Raw genomic sequence first — 20,778 nt, forward strand, 5'->3', positions numbered from 1 at the left:
GTCACGGCAGTACGTACCCAGCAGCGGCTAGAACGAAATCGTATGGTGGCGGGCCCGGAACTCCGCCAAGAGCTCGTCGGTCACCTCCGCGCCACCCGCCACGGCCGCGTGCACCTCGCGGAAGTAGCCCTCGTACCCGGCCGGCGTGTAAAGGCACAATGCCTGGACCGGCTCGGTGCCGGCGTTGCGGAAGCCGTGCGGGGTGCCGCGCGGCGCGGCGAGCAGGTGTCCGGGGCCGACCGTCACCTCCCCATCGCCGTGGTGCAGGGTCAGGTCGCCCCGCAGGACGTAGAAATACTCGTCGTGCTCTTGATGTACGTGCGGGCGGGCCCCCATCACGCCTCCGGACAGGGTGAACTCCTCGAACGCGAATCGGCCGCCCGTGTGCTCACCCGTCAGCCGGAAGAAGTGCGCCACTCCGGCCACGTCGATCAGTTCGCCGTCTTCGGGGCGGCGCAGAATGGGGCGCGGCTCCGGCATCTGCTTATCGATCATTTCAGCATTATCGGCTGACGGCACCAGAGCGGCCGTCAAGGAGGCTCGCTGCAGAGACAGGAGCCGCCGATGAGTTTCGGGCGGGGGAGTGGTCTCACCCTCGAAACAACGACTGAAACGACGATGGGAAGGGGCGGCTTCGGTGGACTTGTACAGCGTTGTGTGCGTACGTGACCTGGCGACATCGCAGAAGTGGTTCGAGGTGTTCTTCGGGCGGCCGGCGGACGAGATCATCGGCGAGGAGCTCCTCTGGCAGGTCGGTGAGAACGCGTGGGTCGTCATCGACGACCGGCACATGCGGGCCGCACGGGTGGGCGGCACCATGATCACGTTTGGTGTGACCGACCTCGACGACATCCTGGCCCGGCTTGCCGCGCACGGCGTCACGCACGAGCCCGTGGAGACCTACGGCAACGGCGTGCGCCACGTGGACGTCCTCGATCCGGACGGCAACAGCCTCTCGCTCGCGCAGGCACCCGACCAGACCCTCAGTACGCCGCGAGCGTGAGCGCGTTGGCGGCCTCGTTCAGCGGCTTCATGATCGGCCGCATCGCCAGATCCTTCCACGGCAGGCGGTTGACCAGCCGCATCATCGTGGTCTGCATCCTGATCTGCATCGGGCTGCCCGCGACCATCTGCGCGGCGTTGCTCGCGCCGAGCGTCACGTTCACATCCACGTACTCGCGCATGGCTTCCCGATAACCGGCATAAGCCGCACGATGCTCGCCCGCCGCCGCGCTCAGTTCGCCGGCCAGCACGTACGCGCCCACCAGCGCGAGGCTGGTGCCCTGCCCGGACAGCGGGGACGGGCTGTAGGCGGCGTCGCCGACCAGGGCGACCCGGTCGGTGGACCAGTCGTCCATGCGAACCTGGCTGACCGGCGTGAAGTAGAAGTCCGGCGAGTGCGGCATCGCTCGTAGCAGCGCGTCGCTCTCCCATCCGACGCCGGCGAACGCCTCGGTCAGTACGCGCTGCTGGGCGGCCCTGTCGGAGCGGCCGGGCAGGACGGCGGGGCTCGGGAAGACGAACTGCGCCTTCGCGGTGTCGGGCCGGGTGGCGTAGACGTTCACCACCTTGCCGGGCGTCGGATAGAGCAGTTCCCAGTGGTCGAGTCCGAGGTGGTTGGGGACGGTGAAGACGGCCGCGTGCATCCCGAGGGGGTGTACGTAGCGCTCCTCAGGACCGAAGGCCAGGCGGCGCACGGTCGAGTGCAGGCCGTCGGCGCCGATGACCAGGTCGAAGCGGCGGGGGGCGGCATGGCGGAAGGTGACGTCGACGCCGTCGGGGCCTTCGTGGAGCGAGGTGATGGTGTCGCCGAAGAGGTATTCGCAGCTGTCACGTGTCGCGTCGTAGAGGAGCCGGGCGAGGTCGCCACGCATCACCTCGTCGTCGCCCGGAGCGCGCATGCCGATGAGGTCCGGGCCCAGGTTGGCCAGTGGCTTGCCACTCTTGGCAACCCATGAGCCGCCGCGGATGGCGGTACTTGCCCGTCGTACGGCCTCCAGCATGCCCATCCGCTCGACGACCTGCATGGCCACGCCGCGCAGGTCGACCTTGTAGCCGCCCTCGCGCACCTCGGGCGCCAGTTCGATCACGGTGGGGGTGAATCCGTAGCGGCGCAGCCAGTAGGCCAGAGCGGGGCCGGCCACGCTGGCGCCGGAGATCAGGACGTTGCGGTTGGCGAGTCGCCGTGAGTTCGTCATGTCAAAAACCGTAACAGCGTTGCCAGATGCTTGGCAATAGATTTCCAAGATGCTTGCCAGAAGGTCGCTTGCTCACCTGCCCAGCTCTGCCAGAAGCGTTGGCAAGCGTTTGCCAGACATGTGTCAGGTGGCTACCATGAACTGCGGCAGAGGGCCGGTCGGTCCGGCGCTCCGACCTGGCAAGGAGACGACAGGCAGATGTTGACGCAGCCAGCCTTCGGCCGACGGCTCAAACAGCTGAGGACCGAACGCGGCCTGACCCAGGCCGAGCTCGCGGGCGAGGGCATGTCCACCGGATACCTCTCCCGCCTGGAGTCCGGGGCCCGGCCCCCCACCGAGGAGGCCGTGACCCACCTGGCCCGCCAGCTCGGCGTCGCTCCCCAAGACCTGGCCGAACCGCCGGACTGGTCGCTGGCGCGCAGCCTGGCCACCACCGTCGGCCTGGACGCGGACGAGGCGGGCGAGCTGCTGGCCCGAGCCCTGCGTACGGCGGGCGGCGAGGACCCCCTGCTGCGCTGGCAAGCGCTCTGGCAAGTCGCCGAATGGCGACGCCTCAACAATGAGCCCACCGAGGAGCGCACCTGCCTGGACGAGCTGGTGGCACTCGCCGACGAGCTCGACCTGCCCGAGCTGCGCGCCCGAGCCGGGGCGCGGCTGGCGCGCGCACAACGCGGGGCGGGCCAGGTGCCGGCCGCGGTCGAGGCCGCGATCGGCGCCTACCGCCTGGCGGCCGACGAGGGCCTGCCACCACACATCGTGGCCGACACCCTTCTGGCATTGGTGTCCTCGCTGGCCGAGGCGGGCCGGATGGCCGAGGCCCGGCAGCACGCCGACGAACTGCTCACCCTGGTCGCGGGTTTGCCCGCCAGCAGGCTCCTGGCGGAGGCGGCGTGGACCGTGGCCGGCGTCCGGCTCCGACAGGGTGAACCCCAGGTCGCGCTGAAGCTGGTCAACGACGCAGTGGAGCAACTCCAAGGCCGCCTCGACCCGGCCATGTGGGTACGGCTGCGAATCGTCGCCGCCCGCCTGCACCTCAACTTCACCCCGCCAGAGACCGAACCCGCGCGGCGCCGTATCGAGGAGGTCGAGGCGTGCCTGCCGTTCGCCGGCACGCCCACGGTCGAGCAGGAACTACTCGCGCTACGCGCCCGGCTGGCCTTCCACATCGGGCAGACCGACGAGGCCCGCGCCCTGCTCGACCACCTCGCCGACGCGCACGACCACCTGGCCTACCAGGAGCAGATCCGCTTGGACGTACTGCGCAACCAGCTCCTGCTGCTGGACGGCAAGCAGGACGAAGGCATGCGCGGCCTTCGAGCGCTGGCCGAGCAGGCGCAGGAGCGCGCCAACTTCGACCTGGCCGCGGAGATCTGGCGCCACGCCGCCGAGTCACTGGCTCGAACCGGCGGCGAGAACCAGTAACGGGAACCCGCCACGTGGGCCGTTACGCAGATTCGATGACAGAGGGCTGACTGCGGTCAGCCCTCTGCCGGCCAACTCTCACGATCGGCGACGAAGCTTCCCCGCTGAGGCAAGGTCATCACCCATCCCTCGTCCCGCAACAGAGCCACGGCCTGGCGGGCCGTGTCGCGCGCGACGCCGTGATCTCGCACCATCTCCGACTCGGATGGAATCCGATCCCGTGGCCCCAGCGCACCAGCCTTGATCTGCTTTCGGATGATCGCCGCCACCTGCTGATAGATCGGCGTCGGATCGAACCTGTCCACTTCCACAAGGGCGACGTTAGGTACGTTGCCTACGGAGACCATATGGGCAACGTCCTAGACGAGGTAGACAAGATAGTCTCAAGGTGAGCCCATGACTTGGGCCTTCCACAGCATCCATGTCGAACCCTCAAAGCCCGATCACGAGAAGCTCGCCTGGTCGGAGCCGCTCTTCAGAACGCCATCCCGCCCGCAAGAGCTCGACGTGTGAACTGCTGGCCCATCTGGGTGCGCGAACAGCAGGTACGGCTAGCCGCCCCTGCTCAAGGCTCCAGCAGGCGGCGCGGGCCCGGGCCCTGCTGGGCGAGCGTGTCGCCCGGATTGACCAGTACGCACTGCTCGAACGACAGGCACCCGCACCCGATGCACTCCGTGAACCGGTCCCGCATCCGTTCCATCCGCTCGATCCGGGCGTTGATCTCCTCGCTCCAGCACTCCGACGCCCTGACCCAGAACTCTCGCGTCGGCGGGACGCCCTCCGGCAGGAACGCCAGCACGCTCCCGATCACCGAAAGCGGTATGCCGACGCTCTGGGACGCGCGGATGAACGCCACCCGCCGCAGCGTGGTGCGGTGATAGCGACGCTGGTTGCCGGTGGTCCGGCGGCTGTCGATGAGCCCCTGCCGTTCGTAGAAGCGCAGCGCGGACGCGGGTACGCCGCTGCGCTCGGACAGCTCACCGATGGTCAGTTCCTTGGCGATCGCTTCGGGCATGCCCCGAGCCTAGCTTGACCTAAACATTGGTTTAAGTACGAGCCTGTCTTCGAACGCCACTACAGAGGAGCTCTCATGACCGATATGGCCGATGTTGCCGATACGACTGCGGCCTGGATCAACCGTCACGCCCACCCGCTCGATTCACGGGACCCGCTCCCCGATCTACGGCCATTGCGGGACATCGTGCGCGATGCCACGGTCGTCGCCCTCGGCGCCTCGACCCGGCAGGCCCATGAACTGTCGGTCTCCGCGCACCGGATGGTGCGGTTCCTGGTCGAGGAGCTGGGGTTCCGCTCGCTCGCGTTGGAGGGGGACGACCCGGCCCGCGTCGGGCTCGACGATTACGTCCGTACGGGGAAAGGCGACCCGCACGCGTCGCTGACCGGTGCGCGGGCCTTCTGGCGAACCGGGGAGATCCTCGACCTGGTCCACTGGATGCGGGCCTACAACGAGGACCATCCTGACGATCCGGTACGGTTCGCCGGGGTGCGGCCTCAGGCCGAGCCGGCCGTCGGGATGAAGGCCATCGAGCGGCGGATGGCCGAGGACACGATCTGGTGGCACGAGCGCACCGGAGACAAGATCGTCTACTGGGGCGGTCTCGCGCACACCAGCATGAGCACCGGCAACGTGGGCGGGCGGCTGCGCGAGCGCTTCGGGACCGGCTACCTGTCGATCGGGCTGACCTTCGGACACGGCACGTTGCCGTTCGAGGTGCCCGCGCCGCCGCCGGACTTCGCCGAGACGGCCCTGAGCGCCGCCGATCTCGACGACTTCCTGCTGGACCTACGCGTCGAGGGCCCGGCCGTCGTAAGGGCCTGGCTCGACGCGCCGGCCAGGACGCGGCTCATCGGGCCCCGCTACGATCGGGCGGACGACGCCGCCTACCACCTGTCCGGAGGCTCGTTCGGCGGCTGGTTCGACGCAGTCGTCCACCATGAGCGGGTGACGGCAGTCCGCGAGCTGTAGGCGGCTGGTCTGCGGGCGGCCGGGCGGCAGGCGGCTGAAGCGTAGTCTGACGAGGGTCTAGTGGCGGCGCACCATGGTGAGCCCGTCGGCGATCGGCAGGACGACCACGGTGACCCGGGGATCTTCCCGCACGAGGTCGTTGAACTCACGCATCTGCGCGGTCCGCTCATCCGTTACGGCCGGGTCGGCCACCCGGCCGCTCCACAGCGTGTTGTCCACCATGAGCAGGCCGCCCGGCCGCAGCCGGTCGATCAGCAGCTCGTAGTACGCCGGGTAATTGGGCTTGTCGGCGTCGAGAAAGGCCAGGTCGATGGGCTGCTGGAAGGCGGCGAGCGTCTCCCGCGCCGGGCCCAGGGTCAGGGTGACGCGGCCGGTCACGCCGGCCTTCTCCCAGTAGCGGCGGGCGATGGACGTCCACTCGTCGCTGACGTCGAAGCAGTGCAGCGTGCCGCCGGACAGGCCCCTGGCGATGCACAGCGACGAGTAGCCGGTGAACGTCCCCACCTCGACCGCCACCTCCGGCCGGGTGAGCTGGGTGATCATCGTGAGGAACGTGCCCTGATTGGGCGTGATCTGCATGCCCGCGCTGTCGCCCGTCGCCGCGATCGTCTCGGCGGCGAGCTCCTCCAGCAGGTGGTCGGGCGGGGTGGAACGGTCGAGGATGTACTGGGCCACGGCGGGGTCGAGAAATTCTGCTTTCATGATTTCTATTCTTAATGGGCATGGGAGCAGCTCCGGCCACTAGCCGGGCACAATGTGGAAAGTCATAATCCCCTATATCTAAAGACATAAAACGTCCGATATGTCAAACGGGTACTCTTACGGGGTGGGTGAAACGGCGACCTCGGCGAGGGGCCTAGGGGCGACCGGGAAGGCTGCTCCGCGCGGGCGTATCGCCAAACGAGAAGCGATCATGACCGCTGCAATGAGGGTGTTCGTGCGCGACGGTTACTCGGGTGCGAGCATCGAAACCATCGCCGCTGAAGCGGCGGTATCCAAACAGACCATCTACAACCATCTGGGCGACAAGCAGCGCTTGTTCGAGTCCCTGATCGACGAGAACTTCGATCGGGTCAATGCCCAGCAATTCGCCATGATCGAGACTTTTCCCGATCGACCGGCGAACCTCATGGCGGAGCTGACGGCGTTCGCCGGTGCTCTCATGCGTGAATGTCTCATGGACGAGCGGGCGCGCGCCTTGCGCACACTCGTCCAGGCGGAGGGATCCCGGCGTCCCGACATCGCCAGGCAGTGGCGGCAGCGTGGTCAGGGCCAGCTCGCGGGGTCCCTGGCCGCCAGGTTCGCCAGGCTGGCGCTGGCCGGGAAGCTCTCCCTGGCCGACCCCGATCAGGCGGCGCGCGACTTCCTGGCGTTGATCACGTATGACGCCCAGGTCGGCTGGACCATCGGTGACGCGTCCATGCGAGACGACGAGCTCGACGCCTCCATCGCCGCCGGGGTCCGGACGTTCATGCGCGCGTACGGCAACGGCAGCACCAACGGCAACGGCCACCACAACGGAAACGGCAACGGCAACGGACACAGCAACGGCAACGGCTCGGCTGGAGGCTGACAGACGCCCGCTCTTGCTCTTCGGGTAAGGTCTCGGCGATCAATGAGCTAAGGGCGGGCAAAATGAACAAAAGGGTGACGGCTGTCGTGGCCGTGGGCGTGGCGCTCGTCGTGCTGCTGACTGTCGTGGCGTTCTCCGAGCCCGGCACGTCGGCGGCACAGGGAGTGCGACTCACCCGGCAACCCGACGGTTCCATGGTGCTCGCGGACAGGGGCGGCGACGCCCCTGTGCTCGACCTCTACGAGGACTTCGACTGTCCGGTCTGCAAGGAGCTGCACACCAGGGTCAACGCGACGATCGAGCGGCTGGCCGAGGAGGGCAAGGTCAAGGTCGTCTTCCATCCGGTGACGGTCTTCGAGGACGAGCCCATGCGCGCCAACTCCGTCCGCGCCGCCGCCGCTGCCCGCTGCGTGCCCGAGGAGAGCTGGCTGGCGTTCAGGGAGGAGCTGTACGCCATGCAGCCCTCGCCGCACGGACTGGCCTCGGGCTTCGACGTCCAGGAGCTGGCCAAGGCGGCCAGGAAGGTCGGCGCGGACGTCGACCAGTGCGTGATCTCGCAGTCGTACGCCGACGCGCACTTGCAGGAGAGCGCGAAGGCGGGGATCGACGGGACACCGACGCTGCTCCTCGACGGCGAGGTGCTGGGCAACGAGGCGTTCGACCCGGTCACCCTGGAGCGGGCCATCACCGGCGGGTCAGGCGTCACGGTCTGACGTGTCCCAAAGGTTGAGATCGATGTGCCGACCAGTGGATAGATGTGGCAGACTCGCAAGCACCATGTTCTACGGTCTGCTCATTATCAGCAGGCGCGCTGGCTGACAAAGGGACACCGCCAGCGCGCAGACCTCTCACGTCCGTGAGGGGTCTTTTTGTTTTCCAGGGAGACGACACCATGGCCGACGATCGCTTTCACGTCTATGACACGACGCTGCGTGATGGCGCCCAGCAGGAGGGTCTCACCCTCACCGTCGCCGACAAACTCGCCGTCGCGCGGCAGCTGGACGGCCTGGGTGTCGGCTTCATCGAAGGGGGCTGGCCCGGCGCCAACCCCAAGGACACAGAGTTCTTCAGGCGCGCTCAAACAGAGCTCGACCTGAAGCACGCGCAGCTCGCCGCGTTCGGTGCGACCCGCCGAGCAGGTGTGAAGGCAGCCGACGACCCGTTGGTGGCCGCCTTGCGCGAATCCGGCGCGCCGGTCGTGACCCTTGTCGCCAAGAGCCACGACCGGCACGTGGAGCTGGCCCTCCGCACGACTCTCCAGGAGAACCTCGCGATGATCCGCGACACGGTCTCCCACCTTCGTGCGGGGGGACAGCGAGTCTTCCTCGACGCCGAGCACTTCTTCGACGGCTACAAGTCCAACCCAGCCTACGCGCTCGAGGTCCTGCGCACGGCGGCCGAGGCGGGCGCCGACGTCATCGCCCTGTGTGACACCAACGGCGGCATGCTCCCCGACGAGCTGGCCGACATCGTCCACGCCGCCGTCCAGACCAGTGCCCGTGTCGGCATCCACTGCCACGACGACACCGGCTGCGCGGTCGCCAACACCCTCGCCGCCGTCAAGGCCGGCGCCACGCACGTGCAGGGCTGCGCCAACGGTTACGGCGAGCGGTCCGGCAACGCCAACCTGTTCACCGTGGTCGCGAACCTCCAGCTCAAGCGGGGCTTCGACCTGGTGCCGCAGGAATCGCTCGCCGACATGACGCGCATCGCCCACGCGATCACCGAGGTCACCAACGTCACGCCCAACTCCCACGCGCCCTACGTCGGCATGTCGGCGTTCGCGCACAAGGCCGGGCTGCACGCCAGCGCCATCAAGGTCGACCCGAACCTCTACCAGCACATCGACCCCGCCCAGGTCGGCAACGACATGCGCATGCTGGTCTCCGACATGGCCGGCCGCGCCTCGGTCGAGCTCAAGGGCCGCGAGCTGGGCTACGAACTCACCCCCGAGGCCACCAAGACGCTGGTCGGACAGGTCAAGGACCTGGAGTCCAGGGGCTTCACGTTCGAGGCCGCCGACGCCTCCTTCGAGCTGCTGCTGCGCGACACCGTCCACGGACAGCGCAAGCGTCACTTCGAGGTCGAGTCGTGGCGGGTGATCGTCGAGCGCACCAAGGGCGGCGAGCTGGTCAGCGAGGCCACGGTCAAGGTGCACGCCAAGGGCGAGCGCATCGTCGCCACCGGCGAGGGCAACGGCCCGGTCAACGCGCTCGACCGGGCGGTACGCCTGGCGCTGGAGAAGCTCTACCCCGAGCTGGCCCGGCTGGAGCTCATCGACTACAAGGTCCGCATACTCGAAGGCACCCACGGCACGGACGCCATCACGCGCGTGCTCATCACCTCCAGCGACGACACGGCCGAGTGGTCCACTGTCGGCGTCGCCGAGAACATCATCGACGCCTCCTGGCAGGCGCTGGAGCAGGCGGTGACTTACGGCCTGCTCCGCGCCGGCCACGAAGCCGGCTCGTAAGCGTCTACTCCTGGACCTTGCCTCCCGTGAGCCGGGACAAGACCAGGGCGACGATGATGATGACGCCGTTGAGGGCCTGGATCCACTGGGCGGGCACGCCGGCCAGGGTGAGGACGTTCTGGATCATGTAGAGGAGGAGGATGCCGGTGAACGCCCCGAACATCGTGCCTTTGCCGCCGTTGAGGCCGACGCCGCCGATCACGGCCGCGGCGAACACGGTGAAGATGGCGCCATCGCCCTGAGCGGCGGCCACAGAGGCGAGATGGCCCGACATCAGCAGGCCGCCGAGCGCGGCAAGCAGGCTGGCGCCCACCAAGGCGGTCCACAGCACCCGGTCGGTACGGATGCCGGCCGCCTTGGCCGCGTCCACGTTGCCGCCGATGGCGTACAGGGCACGGCCGTACTTGGTGAAGCCGAGCAGCACGATGCCGGCGGCGAACAGCAGCAGGCACAGCCAGATCGAGGCGGGCACGCCCAGCCACATGGCCGAACCGAGGTAGAGCATCGACGACGGCAGGTTGAAGAAGGTCTGGCCGCCGGAGATGCCTGTGAGCAGGCCGCGCAGCACGATCAGCATGCCGAGGGTGACGATGAAGCCGTGGAGCCCGAACCGTACGATCAACAGGGCATTGATCATGCCGATCAGCACTCCGACGGCCAGGGTGATCGGAATCGACCAGGCGCCAGGCACCAGGCCGAGCCCGGCGCCCGAGCCGGCGGCGACGGTCAGCCAGGCGGCCACGCCCGGCGCAAGGCCGAACGTCGACTCCAGCGACAGGTCCATCTTGCCGGCGACCAGCACGATGGTCTGGGCCAGCACCAGGAGAGAGATCTCCGACATGGTCTGCAGGATGTTGATCAGATTGTCGCCCTGCAGGAAGATCGGGTTGACGATCTGACCGACGACGGCGATCACGATGATCGCCGGGATCAGCGCGAAGTCGCGCAGCCGGGCGAACCGCACCTGTGGCCGTGCCCGCTCCTGAGCGGCGCTCCCGGTGACGGGCGTGAGGGTTTTCTCAGGCATCGAGCCGGACTCCTTCCATGGCCGCCACCACGTCGTGGTCGTGCCACCCGGCGGCCATCTCCGCGACGATGCGACCCTGGAACATCACCAGCAGCCGGTCGCAGAGCCGCAGGTCGTCGAGTTCGTCGGAGGCGATCAGCACGCCGGTCCCCTCGGCGGCCGTCTCCTCGACCTTGCCCAGCAGGAACTCCTTGGACTTCACGTCCACCCCGGCGGTGGGGGTGATCAGTACGAGCAACCGGGGATCGGAGGCCAGCGCCCTGGCCATGACGACCTTCTGCTGGTTGCCGCCGGACAGGCCCATCACGGGCAGGCCGGGACCGGGCGTCTTGATCGCCAGGTTGGCGATCAGGGTGCCGGCCAGCCGGTCGCGCCGCCTGCCGCTGATCAGGCCGGCCTCGCCGAGCCGTTCGGGGACCGTCATGGTGGCGTTGTTGGCGATCGACATCATCGGGACGAATCCCTGATGGTGCCGGTCGCGGGGGACGAAGCCGACGCCCGCGGCGAGCGCGTCAGGCACGCTGCCGGGACGGGGGACACGCCCGGCGACCTCGATCGTGCCCGCATCGGCCGCGCGCAACCCGGCGATGGTCTCGGCCAGCTCGGTCCGGCCGCTGCCGGCCGCGCCCGCCAGGCCGACGATCTCGCCGGCCTGGATCTGGAAGCCGACCTCTCTGTACGCGTCGCCGTACGACAGGCCGCGCACGCCGAGCACCACACCAGCGCCGGCGGGCACGGCCGTCCGGGAGGATGTGCCGGCCAGGCCGGCTGCCTCTCCCGCCAGCGCCGCCACCAGCTCGGCGTGCGGCAGGCCGGCCACCGTGGTGGTCAGGATGTGCCGGGCGTCGCGGAAGACCGTGACCGTGTCGCAGATCTCGTAGATCTCCTGCAGGTGGTGGCTGATGAACAGGAAGGTCACCCCCTGCTCCTGCAGGGTACGGATACGGGCGAACAGGCGGGCGATGGCGGCGGCGTCGAGCTGGGCGGTCGGCTCGTCGAGGATGATGAACCGGGCACCGAAGGACAGCGCACGGGCGATCTCCACGAACTGCCGCTGTTCGACGTCCAGTTCGCCGGCGGGCAGCCGTACGTCCACGTCCACCGACCACGTCTCCAGCAGGGCGGCGGCCTTGCGGCGCAGGTCCGGCCAGTTGACGAAGGCGCCGTGGCGGTTGAGGTAGAGGTTCTCGGCCACGGTGAGCTGGGGGATGATCGTGGACTTCTGGTAGACGCAGGCCACCCGCTGCCGCCAGGCGTCACGGTCGGCGAGACGCGGGGCGGGTTCGCCGTCGAAGCGCACCTCGCCCTCGTCGGGTGCCTGGAGCCCGGTGAGTATCGAAACCAGGGTGGACTTGCCCGCCCCGTTGCGGCCGACCAGAGCGTGGGTCTGGCCGGGCATGATCCGGATTCCGGCGCGGTCCAGCGCGACGGTCTCGCCGTATCTCTTGGTGACGTCCACCGCCTCGGCCAGAGGCGTGGACGCCTGGTCAGCCGCCAAGATTGTTGCCCCAGAGCGAGGATTCGCCCGGCTTGACGCTCGTGACGCCCCCGTAGGTGCCGCCGTCGGCGGTGACCAGCGGCGCGGAGAGCTGGTCCTCCAGCAGGCCCGGGCGCACCTGGATGATGGTGCTGTCGTGATCGGTCGCGCCGGGCTTGAACGTCTTGCCGTCGATGGCGGCCTTGGCGTACTGCAGCGCGTACTTGGCGTACTGGTCGGCCGGCTGGGAGACGGTGGCGTCGATGTTGCCTGCGGCGATCTCCTTCAGCTCCTGGGGGATGCCGTCATTGGAGACGACGAAGACGTGCTTGGGGTTGTCCGGGGGGACCAGCAGGCCACGCTGCTGGAGCACTTGGAGGGTGCCGGACAGGGCGAAACTCGATTGCATGTAGACGCCCTTGATGTCCGGATTGGCGGTGAGCCGCGTCTGGAGCTTCTGCGAGGCGATCGCGCCGTCCCAGTTGGCGGCCTCGCCGAACACCGTGATGCCGGGGTAACTCGCCTTCATGCAGTCGTTGAACGCCTCGGTGCGGTCACGGCCGTTGATGGAGGCCAGGTCACCCTGGAGCATCACGACCTTGCCCTTGCCGCCCAGCTTCTCGCCGAGGAACTTGCACGCCTTCTCGCCGTACGCCCGGTTGTCGGCACGCACCACCATGAAGGCCTGACCCTGCTCGGGACGGGTGTCGACCATGACGACGGGGATCTTCTTGGCGTTGAGCTGCTGGAGGGTGGGGGCCACGGCAGCGGTGTCCTGCGGCGCCAGCACGATGCCCTTGACGCCCTGGCTGATGAGACTCTGCACGTTGGCGGTGAGCTTGGAGATGTCGTTCTGCGAGTTGGAGGTCTTCAGCTCCAGGCCGTTCTCGGCGCCGAACTTGGGGACGTACTTGATGAAGGAGTTCCAGAAGTCGGTGTCGGAGCGGGGGTAGTCCACCCCGACGACCGGCTTGCCGCCTCCTGAGGCGGTCGTGCCGCTGCCCGCGCCACCCCCGCAGGCCGCGGCCAGTCCGGCCGACAGGGCGATGGCCGCCCCCAGGGCGAGTCCTCGTTTCATGGCTGTTCCTTTCCTGCGCTGTTTCCGGGTCGCTGTTCTGGGTCACAGCCGTAGGTCGGCGGTCCACTGGGGACCGTGCGGGTAGGCGTACTCGGCACGGGATTCCGGACGCATCTCGGCGCCCCCGCCCGGTCGCTCAGGGGCGACATATCGGCCTTCCCGGATCACGACCGGGTCGGTGAAGTGCTCGTGCAGATGGTCGATGTACTCGATGACGCGGTCCTCGGCGGTGCCGCTGACGGCCACGTAGTCGAACATCGACAGGTGCTGGACCATCTCGCACAGCCCGACGCCGCCCGCGTGCGGGCACACCGGGACCCCGAACTTGGCGGCCAGCAGCAGGATGGCGATGTTCTCGTTGACCCCGGCGACCCTGGTCGCGTCGAGCTGCAGGATGTCGATCGCGTCCGCCTGCAGGAACTGCTTGAACATCACCCGGTTGTGCGTGTGTTCGCCGGTGGCGACCTTGATGGGCGCCACCCGCTTGCGGATGGCGGCGTGGCCGAGCACGTCGTCGGGCGAGGTGGGCTCCTCGATCCAGTACAGGTTGTACCGGGCCAGCGGGGCCAGCCACTCGATCGCCTGGCCGACGTTCCACGCCTGGTTGGCGTCCACGGCGATGCGCACATCGGGTCCGACCGCCTCTCGGGCCAGCCGTACGCGCCGGACGTCCTCGGCTTGGTCGGCGCCGACCTTCAGCTTGATCTGGCGAAACCCGTCAGCGACCGCTTCCTTGGCCAGCCGGACCAGCTTGTCGTCGGTGTAGCCGAGCCAGCCGGGGGTGGTGGTGTAGGCGGGGTAGCCCTCGGCGAGCAGCCTGGCGTGGCGCTCGGCGCGGCCCGGCTCGGCGCGGCGCAGGATGGCCAGCGCCTCCTCCCGGGTGAGGGCGTCCTCCAGGTAGCGGAAGTCGACGACGTCGACGATCTCCTCCGGCGACAGCTCCGACAGCAGCCGCCACAACGGCTTGCCCGCCCGGCGCGCACGAAGGTCCCACAGCGCGTTGAGCACGGCTCCCGCCGCCATGTGGGTGACGCCCTTCTCCGGGCCGAGCCAGCGCAGCTGGCTGTCGCCGGTGAGCAGGCGGGACATCCCGCCGAGGTCGCCCAGCACCTCGGCCACCGGCCGTCCGGTGACCAGCGGTGCCAGCGACTCCACCGCGGCGACGGCGATCTCGTTGCCGCGCCCGACGGTGAAGGCGAGCCCATGCCCTTCCTGTCCGCCGCCGGTCCGCACGATCACGTAGGCGGCCGAGTAGTCGGGCTCGGGGTTCATGGCGTCGGACCCATCGAGGTGCCGTGAGGTCGGGAACCGGATGTCGTGGGCCTCGACCGCAGTGATCAGCTCGGGCACGATGAGGTACCTCCATGGGATGTTTCCCGGCAAGTCAAAATTTTGACATGGGATGTCTTTGTAATCCCGCCCCGTGCTTTCTGTCTAGAGGTAGCCGAAAAGGATACCAAGAGTGGTAGACAACCCATGTCTGTTCATCATCGGGGCTGGTTCTCACTTAGACATGGGATGTCTGTTATGTTTCCCGTGTGGCTCGCGTGCCGATCGAGCCGCTCCACCCCGGGAGGCCGTACCCATGTCCCTGACCGACGAGGCGATCTCCCGCATCCGGGCGCTCATCCAGTCAGGCGAGCTGTCCCCGGGGGCGCGGCTGCCACCGGAGCACCAGCTCGCCGCCCAGCTCGGCGTCTCCCGTAACCCGTTGCGCGAGGCGGTCAAGGCGCTGGTCGTGGCCCGGGTGCTCGACATACGGCGGGGCGACGGCACCTTCGTGACCAGCCTGGAGCCACGGCTGCTGCTGGAAGGGCTGGGGCTGGCTGTCGAGCTGCTGCGCGACGACACCCTGCTGGAGATCGTCCAGGTGCGGCGGATGCTGGAGCCCGCGGCGACCGGTCTGGCCGCGTCCCTGATCTCCACCGAGCAACTCGAGGAGATCGGCGAGCATCTGAACGCCATGCGCGCCGCCAGTGACGACGTGGAGAAACTGAATCACCACGACGCCGCCTTCCACCGCGCGGTGGTGCGGGCGACCGGCAACGAGACGCTGTCCACCCTGCTCGACGGCATCTCCGGCCGTACGGTGCGGATGCGGGTGTGGCGCGGCACCGTCGAGGCGGGCAGCTCGCACAAGACCGTCGCCGAGCACGAGGCGATCTACAACGCCCTGGCCGCCGGCGACGCGACTCTCGCCCAGGCCGCGGCGCTGATGCACATCAGCACGACCGAGAGCTGGCTCCGTTCGGTGCTCGGAGACGTCGAGGGCTCCCGTGATCAGGAGGAGTACGCGGAGCCCTCGATCGAATCGGTTCCGGGGCGCTAGCGCTCCAGCCGGACCGGCTAGAGCAGCTTGGCGGGGAAGGTCAGGCCCTGGACCTTGACCTTCCCGCCCGAGCAGGACACCTTCGGCGCGTCGGTGTCGGGCACGATGACCGTCAGCAGCGACTTGGCGGCGGGGGAGACGACGACGTTCGTCGGCACCTTGGACAGGTACGTCGGCGACACCCACCCCAGCTTCCCGCCCCGCTGCACCTGCTGCCCGCCCACCGGCTCGCACCCCGCCAGCTGGACCATCGTGACCCGGTACTTCCCGTCGCCCAGCACGACCCGGCCGCCGCCGTTGGAGATCACCTTGAGCGACGGGGCGAAGCGCCACAGGTTCTTGACCTTCTTGCCGCCGGAGGCGGTGTCTAGCACCGCCATCACGTCCTGGCCGTGGTTCACCAGCACCGATCGGGTACGGGAGGTGCCGTAGGCCGTGTCGGTCAGCCGGAAGGCCTGCCGGTCCTTGCCGTACGAGGACTTGGTGAGCTTGCTGGCCGTGCGCGGACGGAAGCGCCCGCCCACCACGGACGGCACGTTGTGCGCCTCGGGGGAGAGCGTCCAGTAGCGGTAGGAGCTCTTCTCGTAGGAGTTGAAGCCGCCGTCGACCAGGATGTCGCGGCCCTGGGCGTAGTAGGTCACGCTCAGGTGGTCCTCGTGGCCGTGGAACTTCAGGCCGGGGCCGAACCTGATCGAGTAGAAGGCGGATTCGGGCTTGCCCCAGTCGGTCCGGCCGTACACGTAACCGGCCTTGTAGACCTTGACCTTCTCCTTGGGCGTGCCGGTCTCGATCTTGGGCTCGACCTCGGCGCTGCCGTCGCCGATCGGCACCATGAAGCCGTTGGGCTGGGTGGAGTGGGCCACGAACGTCTTGAGCGCGTCGGCCCGCTTGGTGATCTCGCCGGGCACCTTGCGGCCGCAGTCCTTCATGTTGGTCATCGCGACCATGAGCCTGCTGTGCACGTACACGGCGTAGCGCGGCGCCTGCTCCATGAGCGCGCCCTGGGAGTCGACGTCGAGCTTGACCGTGCTGGTCAGCCGCTTGACGGCCAGGCTCAGCCAGTCCTTGCGGCCGTAGCGGCAGGCGATGCCCATGAGCGCGATGTCCTGGTCGATCCCGTGGTTGTGGCCCTTCTTGTACAGCCGCGAGTCGGTCAGGAGCTTGCCGTGCTCGGCCAGCGTCTGCTTGAGCCAGGCGTCCTTGACGTGCATGCTCAGGCAGACCAGCGCCTGGGAGCGGAGCGAGACGGGGTGGTCCTTCCAGGCGTACGACGGGGTGCCGCGGGCCCCCCGCCTGTTGCTCGCGGCCCAGTCCTTGGTGATCTCCACGGCCCGGTCGAGGTAACGCTCCTCGCCGCTGTTCTCGTACGCCACGACGAGCGTGCCCATCCAGCGCAGCGACTGGAAGACGAACTCCCACGAACGGTTGTGGTACGGGCTCATGCTCCAGTTGATCTTCTTGCCGATCTTCACCGGAGGCTGCTCGACCAGGGGCAGCTCACCCCGCATGACCTCGTCAGCCGTGGGCGTACCGGGCAGCCAGTCGCCCTGGCACTGCGAGGTGCGCTTCACCGAGGTGTCGGCGTGCGCGGTGCTCACCAGCCCGGTGGAAACGAGCATGAGAGCGAGGGGGATCGCAAGGCGGCGCACGCCGGTTCCTTCCGGGCAAAAGATGGGGGCGGAACATGCTGACCGAATCACGATCAACTGGTCAAGTTGGGTGCCGGATCGTTAGCGGCTCGATGCGGCTCGGTTTCCGGGCCGGACATTTCACGACATGCTGAGGGCATGAGATACGACGACATCGTGATCCCGGACACCCCCGTCTGCCAGGGCGCTTTGGAGGTGGCGACCAGGTATCACTCGCCCTCGTTGCTCAACCACTCCGTCCGCGCCTACCTGTGGGCGGCGGCGTACGCGGGGCTGCACGAGATCGCGTTCGACCCTGAGCTCCTGTACGTGTCATCGATGCTGCACGACATCGGGTTGACCGCGGAGTTCGACAGCCACACGGTGCCGTTCGAGGAGGCGGGCGGGCATGTGGCCTGGGCGTTCGCGGCGGGGGCCGGGTGGCCGGTCGAGCGCCGGGTCCGGGCCGCCGAGGTGATCATCCGTCACATGTGGGACGAGGTGCCGCTGGCCGAGGATCCCGAGGGACACCTGCTGGAGCTGTCGACCGGCATGGACATCTCGGGCCGGCGTACCGATGAGATCCCGGCGGAGGTGCGGCAGGAGGTGCTCGCCCGCCATCCGCGGCTGGAGATCGCCAAGGAGTTCGCGGCCTGCGTGACCGAGCAGGGCACGCGGAAGCCGTCCAGCCTCGCGGGCCAGTTCGTCCGGGCGGGCATCACCGACCGCATCGCCCGCAACCCCCTGGATGACTGAGTAGCGGGTCTCAGTGGGCGACGCGGTGTGCGGTCGGGGCGGGTTCCAGGGTCACCCGGGCCACCGCCGGTACGCGATCCGCCTCCAGCGCGCTACGCATATGCGGGATCGCCACGCCCGACAGGTGGTCCCTGAGCTCGCTCATCGGCGCCTGCTCGTCGGCCACGAGGCGCAGCCGTATCAGCGGCCGGGCATCGGAGCACCCAAGGACGGCCCCGGCGCTCAGCACGGCGGGGCTGGTCTCGACGTCCGCCGCGACAGCGGACGCCATGCCCTTCGCGGTGACGTCGGTGACGCCTCCGGGGCCGGTCTCCAGCCGCAGCGAGTCGCGGCTGTCGCGGCGCCCTTGGACGAACAGCCAGCGCAGGCCGAGCAGCGCCACGATCACGGCCACCAGCGCGACGGCCCACCAGATCCACGGGCTCCAGGCCGCGAGGAACGATCGCACGGAGAAGTTCATGATCGGCGTCACCGCGCGGGCCCGTCCGAATGCCCCCAGGCCGCGGGCCAGCGCGTAGGCGCCGAGGAGGAGCAGCACGATTCCGGTCAGGGCCAAACCCCAGCGGTTGCCGCGGCTCGTTCTGCGGTTCACTTGCGCTCCCTCACGTTGACCTTCACGTGGTACGGCTCGATGGGGCTCAGCGCCACGAGCCTGGACAGCACCGCGGTGTGTACGGCCTCGCCGAACCGCTCCCGATCCCACCCGGCGGTGGTCGCGGTGACGGCGGCCGTGTGGCCGCGGACCGAGGCGCGGGCCGCGTGCACGCCCGGAACCTCTTCCGCGGCATGCGCCAGTGCCCTGGCGAAGCTCCTGCGCCGCAGGCCGATGATCAGGTCCGCGTCCCCGGTACGTACCGGCACCAACCGCGGCCTGCCGGGCACCAGCGCGGTCACCAGCAGCGCCAGCCCGATCAGCGCGACGATCGCGGCGCCGAGCAGGAAGAGCCCGTTGTTCCACGGAGTGGACGCCGCCCAGCTCAGCATCCGGTCCAGGCGAACCCACCGCAGCGGCCGCCCGGCGAGCGCCGAGATCGTCTGCGCGGCCACCACCACACCCAGGATCGTGAGCAGCGCGGCCACCACGACGGCGGGCACGGTCCGCCGCGGCCTGAACGCCCGCATCGCCGCCCGATCCGCCGCCCGCCCGGCGCCACCGCCCCCCGAGGGCCTGATCGCACCGCCCAGGGGCGCCTCGATCGCCTGGCCGCCCAGGGTCGTCGTCACCGGTTCATCCGCCCCGTGGGCTCCGGTACTCATGGCGAAACCTCCGGCGGGGCCGTGAGTTCGGCCATCGTGATGTCCACGTGGGACACCTGGAGTCCCGTCAGCGTGGCGATCCTGCTCGCCACGTGGCTCCTGATCACGGCCGCCACCGCGCGCAGCGGCATCGGGTAGGCCACGGACACGGTCAGCCCGATCTCCACGGTGTCACCCCGCACCGTGGCGTTCGCCGGGCGTGTCCCGCGTAGCCCGCCGCGCTCGATCACCTCGCGCACCCCAGCCACCTCGCGGGCGGCATGGCGGGCGATCTTGGCCGCCACGCGGTCCGTGACCTCGGTACGGCCACGCCGCTCGGGCGGCACTGCCGGAGCAGGGCGCTGCCCCGGCACCAGCACGGCGGATGCCTGGGACGCGGGCGTGTCCGTGGTCATCTCCGCCTCACGGTGAAGTTGGGCAGGTTCACCTCGCCGCCCTCCATGATGCGGCCCACCAGGAGACCGATCGCGCCCAGGACGAGCACGAGGAGGAAGGCGCCGAGCCCGCCGATGGCGCCGACGATGCCCAGCACCATGCCCACGGCCATGCCGATCACGGGCAACCATGAGATGTTCGTCATGAGCTCTCCTTCACCGCGCCTTCGGGCGTCTTGTCTGAGGGCGTCGCGTCTGCGGGCGCCACGTCGTCGATCCGGATGTTCACCGGACGGTCGCCGGCCAGGCCGGCCACCGCCCGCCGTACCTCTTCTGCCGTCTCGGGAAGCGGGCGGCCGAGGCGCGCCACGATGGCGATGGTCACCTCGCGCTCGTCCACGGAGACGCCCGTGAGGCGCTCGCCGGGCAGGTAGGTCGCCACCGTCCCGAAGAGGCCGCCGGACAGCCCGGCCACCCCGGCGCAGTCGCGAACCCGCTCGGCGACCAACCGGGCCTCGCTCGCCGGGGCCTCGGCGGTCCGGGCCTCGGTCGTCCGGGCGTCCGTCCCCCCGGCTCCGGCGAGCTGAGCGCTGGTCACCTGGGCGCCACTTGTAGCGGCGCCGCTCGCCTGGGCAGCACTTGCCGGGACGCCGCTCGTCGGAGCGCCGCCCGTCTGGGCGCCGGTCATTGGACCCTGGATCCCTGCTCCGCCTTGCCGCCGGACCGCTCCGCCTCGGCGGCGCTCGTACCGCTGCTCTCCCCGGCGGGCGTGTCCCGCAGGTGTACGTCGTTGACCCTGATGTTCACCTCGGTGACCTCGAGTCCGCACATGCGCTCGATCGCGTTGATGACGATCCTGCGCACGGCTCCGGCCAACTCCGGGATCGCGACGCCGTACTCGGCGACCAGGTCGAGGTCCACGGCGGCCTGCCGCTGGCCCACCTCCACCGACACGCCCTGGGCGACGCTCTTGTCACCGCCGACCATGCCGCGCATGGTGCCGAGCGCTCTGGCGGTGCCGCCGCCCATGTCGTACACACCGGACACCTCGCGCGCCGCGAGGCCGGCGATCTTCGCGACGACCACGTCCTCGATGGTGGTGGTGCCCTTGTCGGTCACCAGCGACCCGGACGGGCCGCCTTCCATCGTCCTGGCCCGCGGTACCGTGCCCTGCTGATTGACTACCGTGTCAGCCACGA

24 protein-coding genes are annotated in these 20,778 nt (G+C 69.1%); 8 read left to right on the plus strand and 16 right to left on the minus strand.

All coding sequences use genetic code 11. The features are described 5' to 3' along the window. Positions 1–27: 27 nt before the first annotated feature. On the minus strand, positions 28–495 hold the full coding sequence (locus AB0J16_RS16290) for a cupin domain-containing protein (RefSeq protein WP_358539495.1): 468 nt from the start codon (positions 493–495) through the stop codon (positions 28–30). A 142-nt stretch (positions 496–637) separates the two neighbouring features. Here AB0J16_RS16290 and AB0J16_RS16295 point away from each other — a divergent pair, with 142 nt between their 5' ends. Continuing rightward, positions 638–1,003 (plus strand): VOC family protein, encoded by a 366-nt coding sequence (locus AB0J16_RS16295; RefSeq protein ID WP_358539498.1) that lies wholly within the window; start codon positions 638–640, stop codon positions 1,001–1,003. Here the strand turns inward: AB0J16_RS16295 and AB0J16_RS16300 are convergent. Continuing rightward, a complete protein-coding gene (locus AB0J16_RS16300) occupies positions 984–2,198 on the minus strand; it encodes an FAD-dependent monooxygenase (RefSeq protein WP_358539500.1) in 1,215 nt (404 codons plus the stop codon). The two genes, AB0J16_RS16295 and AB0J16_RS16300, sit on opposite strands and share 20 nt — an antisense overlap. Positions 2,199–2,396: 198 nt before the next feature. Here AB0J16_RS16300 and AB0J16_RS16305 point away from each other — a divergent pair, with 198 nt between their 5' ends. Continuing rightward, the gene (locus AB0J16_RS16305) at positions 2,397–3,620 is read left to right on the plus strand and encodes a helix-turn-helix domain-containing protein (protein WP_358539503.1); all 1,224 of its coding nucleotides are present in this window, start codon (positions 2,397–2,399) and stop codon (positions 3,618–3,620) included. A 56-nt stretch (positions 3,621–3,676) separates the two neighbouring features. Here AB0J16_RS16305 and AB0J16_RS16310 read toward each other — a convergent pair whose 3' ends face one another. After that, positions 3,677–3,931 carry a winged helix-turn-helix domain-containing protein gene (locus tag AB0J16_RS16310; protein WP_358539505.1) on the minus strand — a complete coding sequence of 85 codons (255 nt, stop codon included), beginning with the start codon at positions 3,929–3,931 and terminating at the stop codon, positions 3,677–3,679. A gap of 254 nt (positions 3,932–4,185) precedes the next feature. Then, positions 4,186–4,635, minus strand: a complete 450-nt coding sequence (gene soxR / locus AB0J16_RS16315; RefSeq protein ID WP_357950325.1) for a redox-sensitive transcriptional activator SoxR — start codon at positions 4,633–4,635, stop codon at positions 4,186–4,188. A 75-nt stretch (positions 4,636–4,710) separates the two neighbouring features. On the opposite strand from soxR, the gene AB0J16_RS16320 reads away from it, so the two are divergent. Continuing rightward, complete coding sequence (locus AB0J16_RS16320) at positions 4,711–5,607, plus strand: erythromycin esterase family protein (protein WP_358539507.1); 897 nt, start codon at positions 4,711–4,713, stop codon at positions 5,605–5,607. A 57-nt stretch (positions 5,608–5,664) separates the two neighbouring features. On the opposite strand, the gene AB0J16_RS16325 is transcribed toward AB0J16_RS16320, so the two are convergent. Continuing rightward, positions 5,665–6,309, minus strand: a complete 645-nt coding sequence (locus tag AB0J16_RS16325) for an O-methyltransferase (RefSeq protein WP_358539510.1) — start codon at positions 6,307–6,309, stop codon at positions 5,665–5,667. A gap of 211 nt (positions 6,310–6,520) precedes the next feature. Here AB0J16_RS16325 and AB0J16_RS16330 point away from each other — a divergent pair, with 211 nt between their 5' ends. The 3 genes from AB0J16_RS16330 to cimA all read left to right on the plus strand — a co-directional run bounded on the left by AB0J16_RS16330 (position 6,521) and on the right by cimA (position 9,653). Beyond that, the gene (locus tag AB0J16_RS16330) at positions 6,521–7,180 is read left to right on the plus strand and encodes a TetR/AcrR family transcriptional regulator (RefSeq protein WP_358539513.1); all 660 of its coding nucleotides are present in this window, start codon (positions 6,521–6,523) and stop codon (positions 7,178–7,180) included. 62 nt (positions 7,181–7,242) lie between these two features. Next, positions 7,243–7,893, plus strand: a complete 651-nt coding sequence (locus tag AB0J16_RS16335; RefSeq protein WP_358539516.1) for a thioredoxin domain-containing protein — start codon at positions 7,243–7,245, stop codon at positions 7,891–7,893. A 179-nt stretch (positions 7,894–8,072) separates the two neighbouring features. Beyond that, a complete protein-coding gene (gene cimA, locus AB0J16_RS16340; RefSeq protein WP_358539519.1) occupies positions 8,073–9,653 on the plus strand; it encodes a citramalate synthase in 1,581 nt (526 codons plus the stop codon). Between the two features lie 4 nt (positions 9,654–9,657). Here cimA and AB0J16_RS16345 read toward each other — a convergent pair whose 3' ends face one another. Genes AB0J16_RS16345 through AB0J16_RS16360 form a run of 4 tightly spaced genes read right to left on the minus strand, consistent with a single transcriptional unit; the run spans position 9,658 to position 14,585 of the window. Then, positions 9,658–10,680 carry an ABC transporter permease gene (locus AB0J16_RS16345; RefSeq protein WP_358539525.1) on the minus strand — a complete coding sequence of 341 codons (1,023 nt, stop codon included), beginning with the start codon at positions 10,678–10,680 and terminating at the stop codon, positions 9,658–9,660. Further along, positions 10,673–12,178, minus strand: coding sequence for a sugar ABC transporter ATP-binding protein (locus AB0J16_RS16350; protein ID WP_358539527.1), 1,506 nt, complete (start codon positions 12,176–12,178; stop codon positions 10,673–10,675). Before AB0J16_RS16350 ends, AB0J16_RS16345 begins: the two co-directional genes overlap by 8 nt. Then, complete coding sequence (locus AB0J16_RS16355) at positions 12,168–13,235, minus strand: sugar ABC transporter substrate-binding protein (RefSeq protein ID WP_358539530.1); 1,068 nt, start codon at positions 13,233–13,235, stop codon at positions 12,168–12,170. Before AB0J16_RS16355 ends, AB0J16_RS16350 begins: the two co-directional genes overlap by 11 nt. 42 nt (positions 13,236–13,277) lie before the next feature. Further along, positions 13,278–14,585 (minus strand): L-fuconate dehydratase, encoded by a 1,308-nt coding sequence (locus AB0J16_RS16360; RefSeq protein WP_358539533.1) that lies wholly within the window; start codon positions 14,583–14,585, stop codon positions 13,278–13,280. A gap of 235 nt (positions 14,586–14,820) precedes the next feature. On the opposite strand from AB0J16_RS16360, the gene AB0J16_RS16365 reads away from it, so the two are divergent. After that, the gene (locus AB0J16_RS16365; protein WP_358539536.1) at positions 14,821–15,564 is read left to right on the plus strand and encodes a FadR/GntR family transcriptional regulator; all 744 of its coding nucleotides are present in this window, start codon (positions 14,821–14,823) and stop codon (positions 15,562–15,564) included. Positions 15,565–15,581: 17 nt separating this feature from the next. On the opposite strand, the gene AB0J16_RS16370 is transcribed toward AB0J16_RS16365, so the two are convergent. Continuing rightward, complete coding sequence (locus AB0J16_RS16370; protein ID WP_358539538.1) at positions 15,582–17,213, minus strand: heparinase II/III family protein; 1,632 nt, start codon at positions 17,211–17,213, stop codon at positions 15,582–15,584. A 138-nt stretch (positions 17,214–17,351) separates the two neighbouring features. Between AB0J16_RS16370 and AB0J16_RS16375 the strand changes: the two genes are divergently transcribed. Further along, a complete protein-coding gene (locus AB0J16_RS16375) occupies positions 17,352–17,948 on the plus strand; it encodes an HD domain-containing protein (RefSeq protein WP_358539541.1) in 597 nt (198 codons plus the stop codon). Positions 17,949–17,958: 10 nt separating this feature from the next. On the opposite strand, the gene AB0J16_RS16380 is transcribed toward AB0J16_RS16375, so the two are convergent. The 6 genes from AB0J16_RS16380 to AB0J16_RS16405 are packed head-to-tail and all read right to left on the minus strand — an operon-like array spanning position 17,959 to position 20,725. Continuing rightward, positions 17,959–18,540: an alkaline shock response membrane anchor protein AmaP gene (locus tag AB0J16_RS16380; RefSeq protein WP_358539544.1), complete on the minus strand. Its 582-nt coding sequence runs from the start codon at positions 18,538–18,540 to the stop codon at positions 17,959–17,961. Continuing rightward, complete coding sequence (locus AB0J16_RS16385) at positions 18,537–19,205, minus strand: DUF6286 domain-containing protein (RefSeq protein WP_358539546.1); 669 nt, start codon at positions 19,203–19,205, stop codon at positions 18,537–18,539. The genes AB0J16_RS16380 and AB0J16_RS16385 overlap by 4 nt, the downstream gene beginning before the upstream one ends. Next, complete coding sequence (locus tag AB0J16_RS16390; protein WP_358539549.1) at positions 19,202–19,600, minus strand: Asp23/Gls24 family envelope stress response protein; 399 nt, start codon at positions 19,598–19,600, stop codon at positions 19,202–19,204. The genes AB0J16_RS16385 and AB0J16_RS16390 overlap by 4 nt, the downstream gene beginning before the upstream one ends. Then, complete coding sequence (locus AB0J16_RS16395; protein WP_358539552.1) at positions 19,597–19,785, minus strand: hypothetical protein; 189 nt, start codon at positions 19,783–19,785, stop codon at positions 19,597–19,599. Before AB0J16_RS16395 ends, AB0J16_RS16390 begins: the two co-directional genes overlap by 4 nt. Continuing rightward, the gene (locus tag AB0J16_RS16400) at positions 19,782–20,267 is read right to left on the minus strand and encodes a hypothetical protein (RefSeq protein WP_358539554.1); all 486 of its coding nucleotides are present in this window, start codon (positions 20,265–20,267) and stop codon (positions 19,782–19,784) included. Before AB0J16_RS16400 ends, AB0J16_RS16395 begins: the two co-directional genes overlap by 4 nt. After that, positions 20,264–20,725, minus strand: a complete 462-nt coding sequence (locus AB0J16_RS16405; protein ID WP_358540329.1) for an Asp23/Gls24 family envelope stress response protein — start codon at positions 20,723–20,725, stop codon at positions 20,264–20,266. Before AB0J16_RS16405 ends, AB0J16_RS16400 begins: the two co-directional genes overlap by 4 nt. Between the last annotated feature and the right edge of the window lie 53 nt (positions 20,726–20,778).

This window comes from Nonomuraea sp. NPDC049750, assembly GCF_040659625.1.
In the GTDB taxonomy this organism is placed as follows: domain Bacteria; phylum Actinomycetota; class Actinomycetes; order Streptosporangiales; family Streptosporangiaceae; genus Nonomuraea.

Bases quoted from the DNA above. Each gene is read 5' to 3' on its own strand.
- AB0J16_RS16290 (WP_358539495.1), bottom strand. From the start codon at position 495: ATGATCGATAAGCAGATGCCGGAGCCGCGCCCCATTCTGCGCCGCCCC.
- AB0J16_RS16300 (WP_358539500.1), bottom strand. From the start codon at position 2,198: ATGACGAACTCACGGCGACTCGCCAACCGCAACGTCCTGATCTCCGGC.
- AB0J16_RS16305 (WP_358539503.1), top strand. From the start codon at position 2,397: ATGTTGACGCAGCCAGCCTTCGGCCGACGGCTCAAACAGCTGAGGACC.
- soxR (WP_357950325.1), bottom strand. From the start codon at position 4,635: ATGCCCGAAGCGATCGCCAAGGAACTGACCATCGGTGAGCTGTCCGAG.
- AB0J16_RS16320 (WP_358539507.1), top strand. From the start codon at position 4,711: ATGACCGATATGGCCGATGTTGCCGATACGACTGCGGCCTGGATCAAC.
- AB0J16_RS16325 (WP_358539510.1), bottom strand. From the start codon at position 6,309: ATGAAAGCAGAATTTCTCGACCCCGCCGTGGCCCAGTACATCCTCGAC.
- AB0J16_RS16330 (WP_358539513.1), top strand. From the start codon at position 6,521: ATGACCGCTGCAATGAGGGTGTTCGTGCGCGACGGTTACTCGGGTGCG.
- AB0J16_RS16335 (WP_358539516.1), top strand. From the start codon at position 7,243: ATGAACAAAAGGGTGACGGCTGTCGTGGCCGTGGGCGTGGCGCTCGTC.
- cimA (WP_358539519.1), top strand. From the start codon at position 8,073: ATGGCCGACGATCGCTTTCACGTCTATGACACGACGCTGCGTGATGGC.
- AB0J16_RS16345 (WP_358539525.1), bottom strand. From the start codon at position 10,680: ATGCCTGAGAAAACCCTCACGCCCGTCACCGGGAGCGCCGCTCAGGAG.
- AB0J16_RS16355 (WP_358539530.1), bottom strand. From the start codon at position 13,235: ATGAAACGAGGACTCGCCCTGGGGGCGGCCATCGCCCTGTCGGCCGGA.
- AB0J16_RS16365 (WP_358539536.1), top strand. From the start codon at position 14,821: ATGTCCCTGACCGACGAGGCGATCTCCCGCATCCGGGCGCTCATCCAG.
- AB0J16_RS16375 (WP_358539541.1), top strand. From the start codon at position 17,352: ATGAGATACGACGACATCGTGATCCCGGACACCCCCGTCTGCCAGGGC.
- AB0J16_RS16385 (WP_358539546.1), bottom strand. From the start codon at position 19,205: ATGAGTACCGGAGCCCACGGGGCGGATGAACCGGTGACGACGACCCTG.
- AB0J16_RS16390 (WP_358539549.1), bottom strand. From the start codon at position 19,600: ATGACCACGGACACGCCCGCGTCCCAGGCATCCGCCGTGCTGGTGCCG.
- AB0J16_RS16395 (WP_358539552.1), bottom strand. From the start codon at position 19,785: ATGACGAACATCTCATGGTTGCCCGTGATCGGCATGGCCGTGGGCATG.
- AB0J16_RS16400 (WP_358539554.1), bottom strand. From the start codon at position 20,267: ATGACCGGCGCCCAGACGGGCGGCGCTCCGACGAGCGGCGTCCCGGCA.
- AB0J16_RS16405 (WP_358540329.1), bottom strand. From the start codon at position 20,725: ATGGAAGGCGGCCCGTCCGGGTCGCTGGTGACCGACAAGGGCACCACC.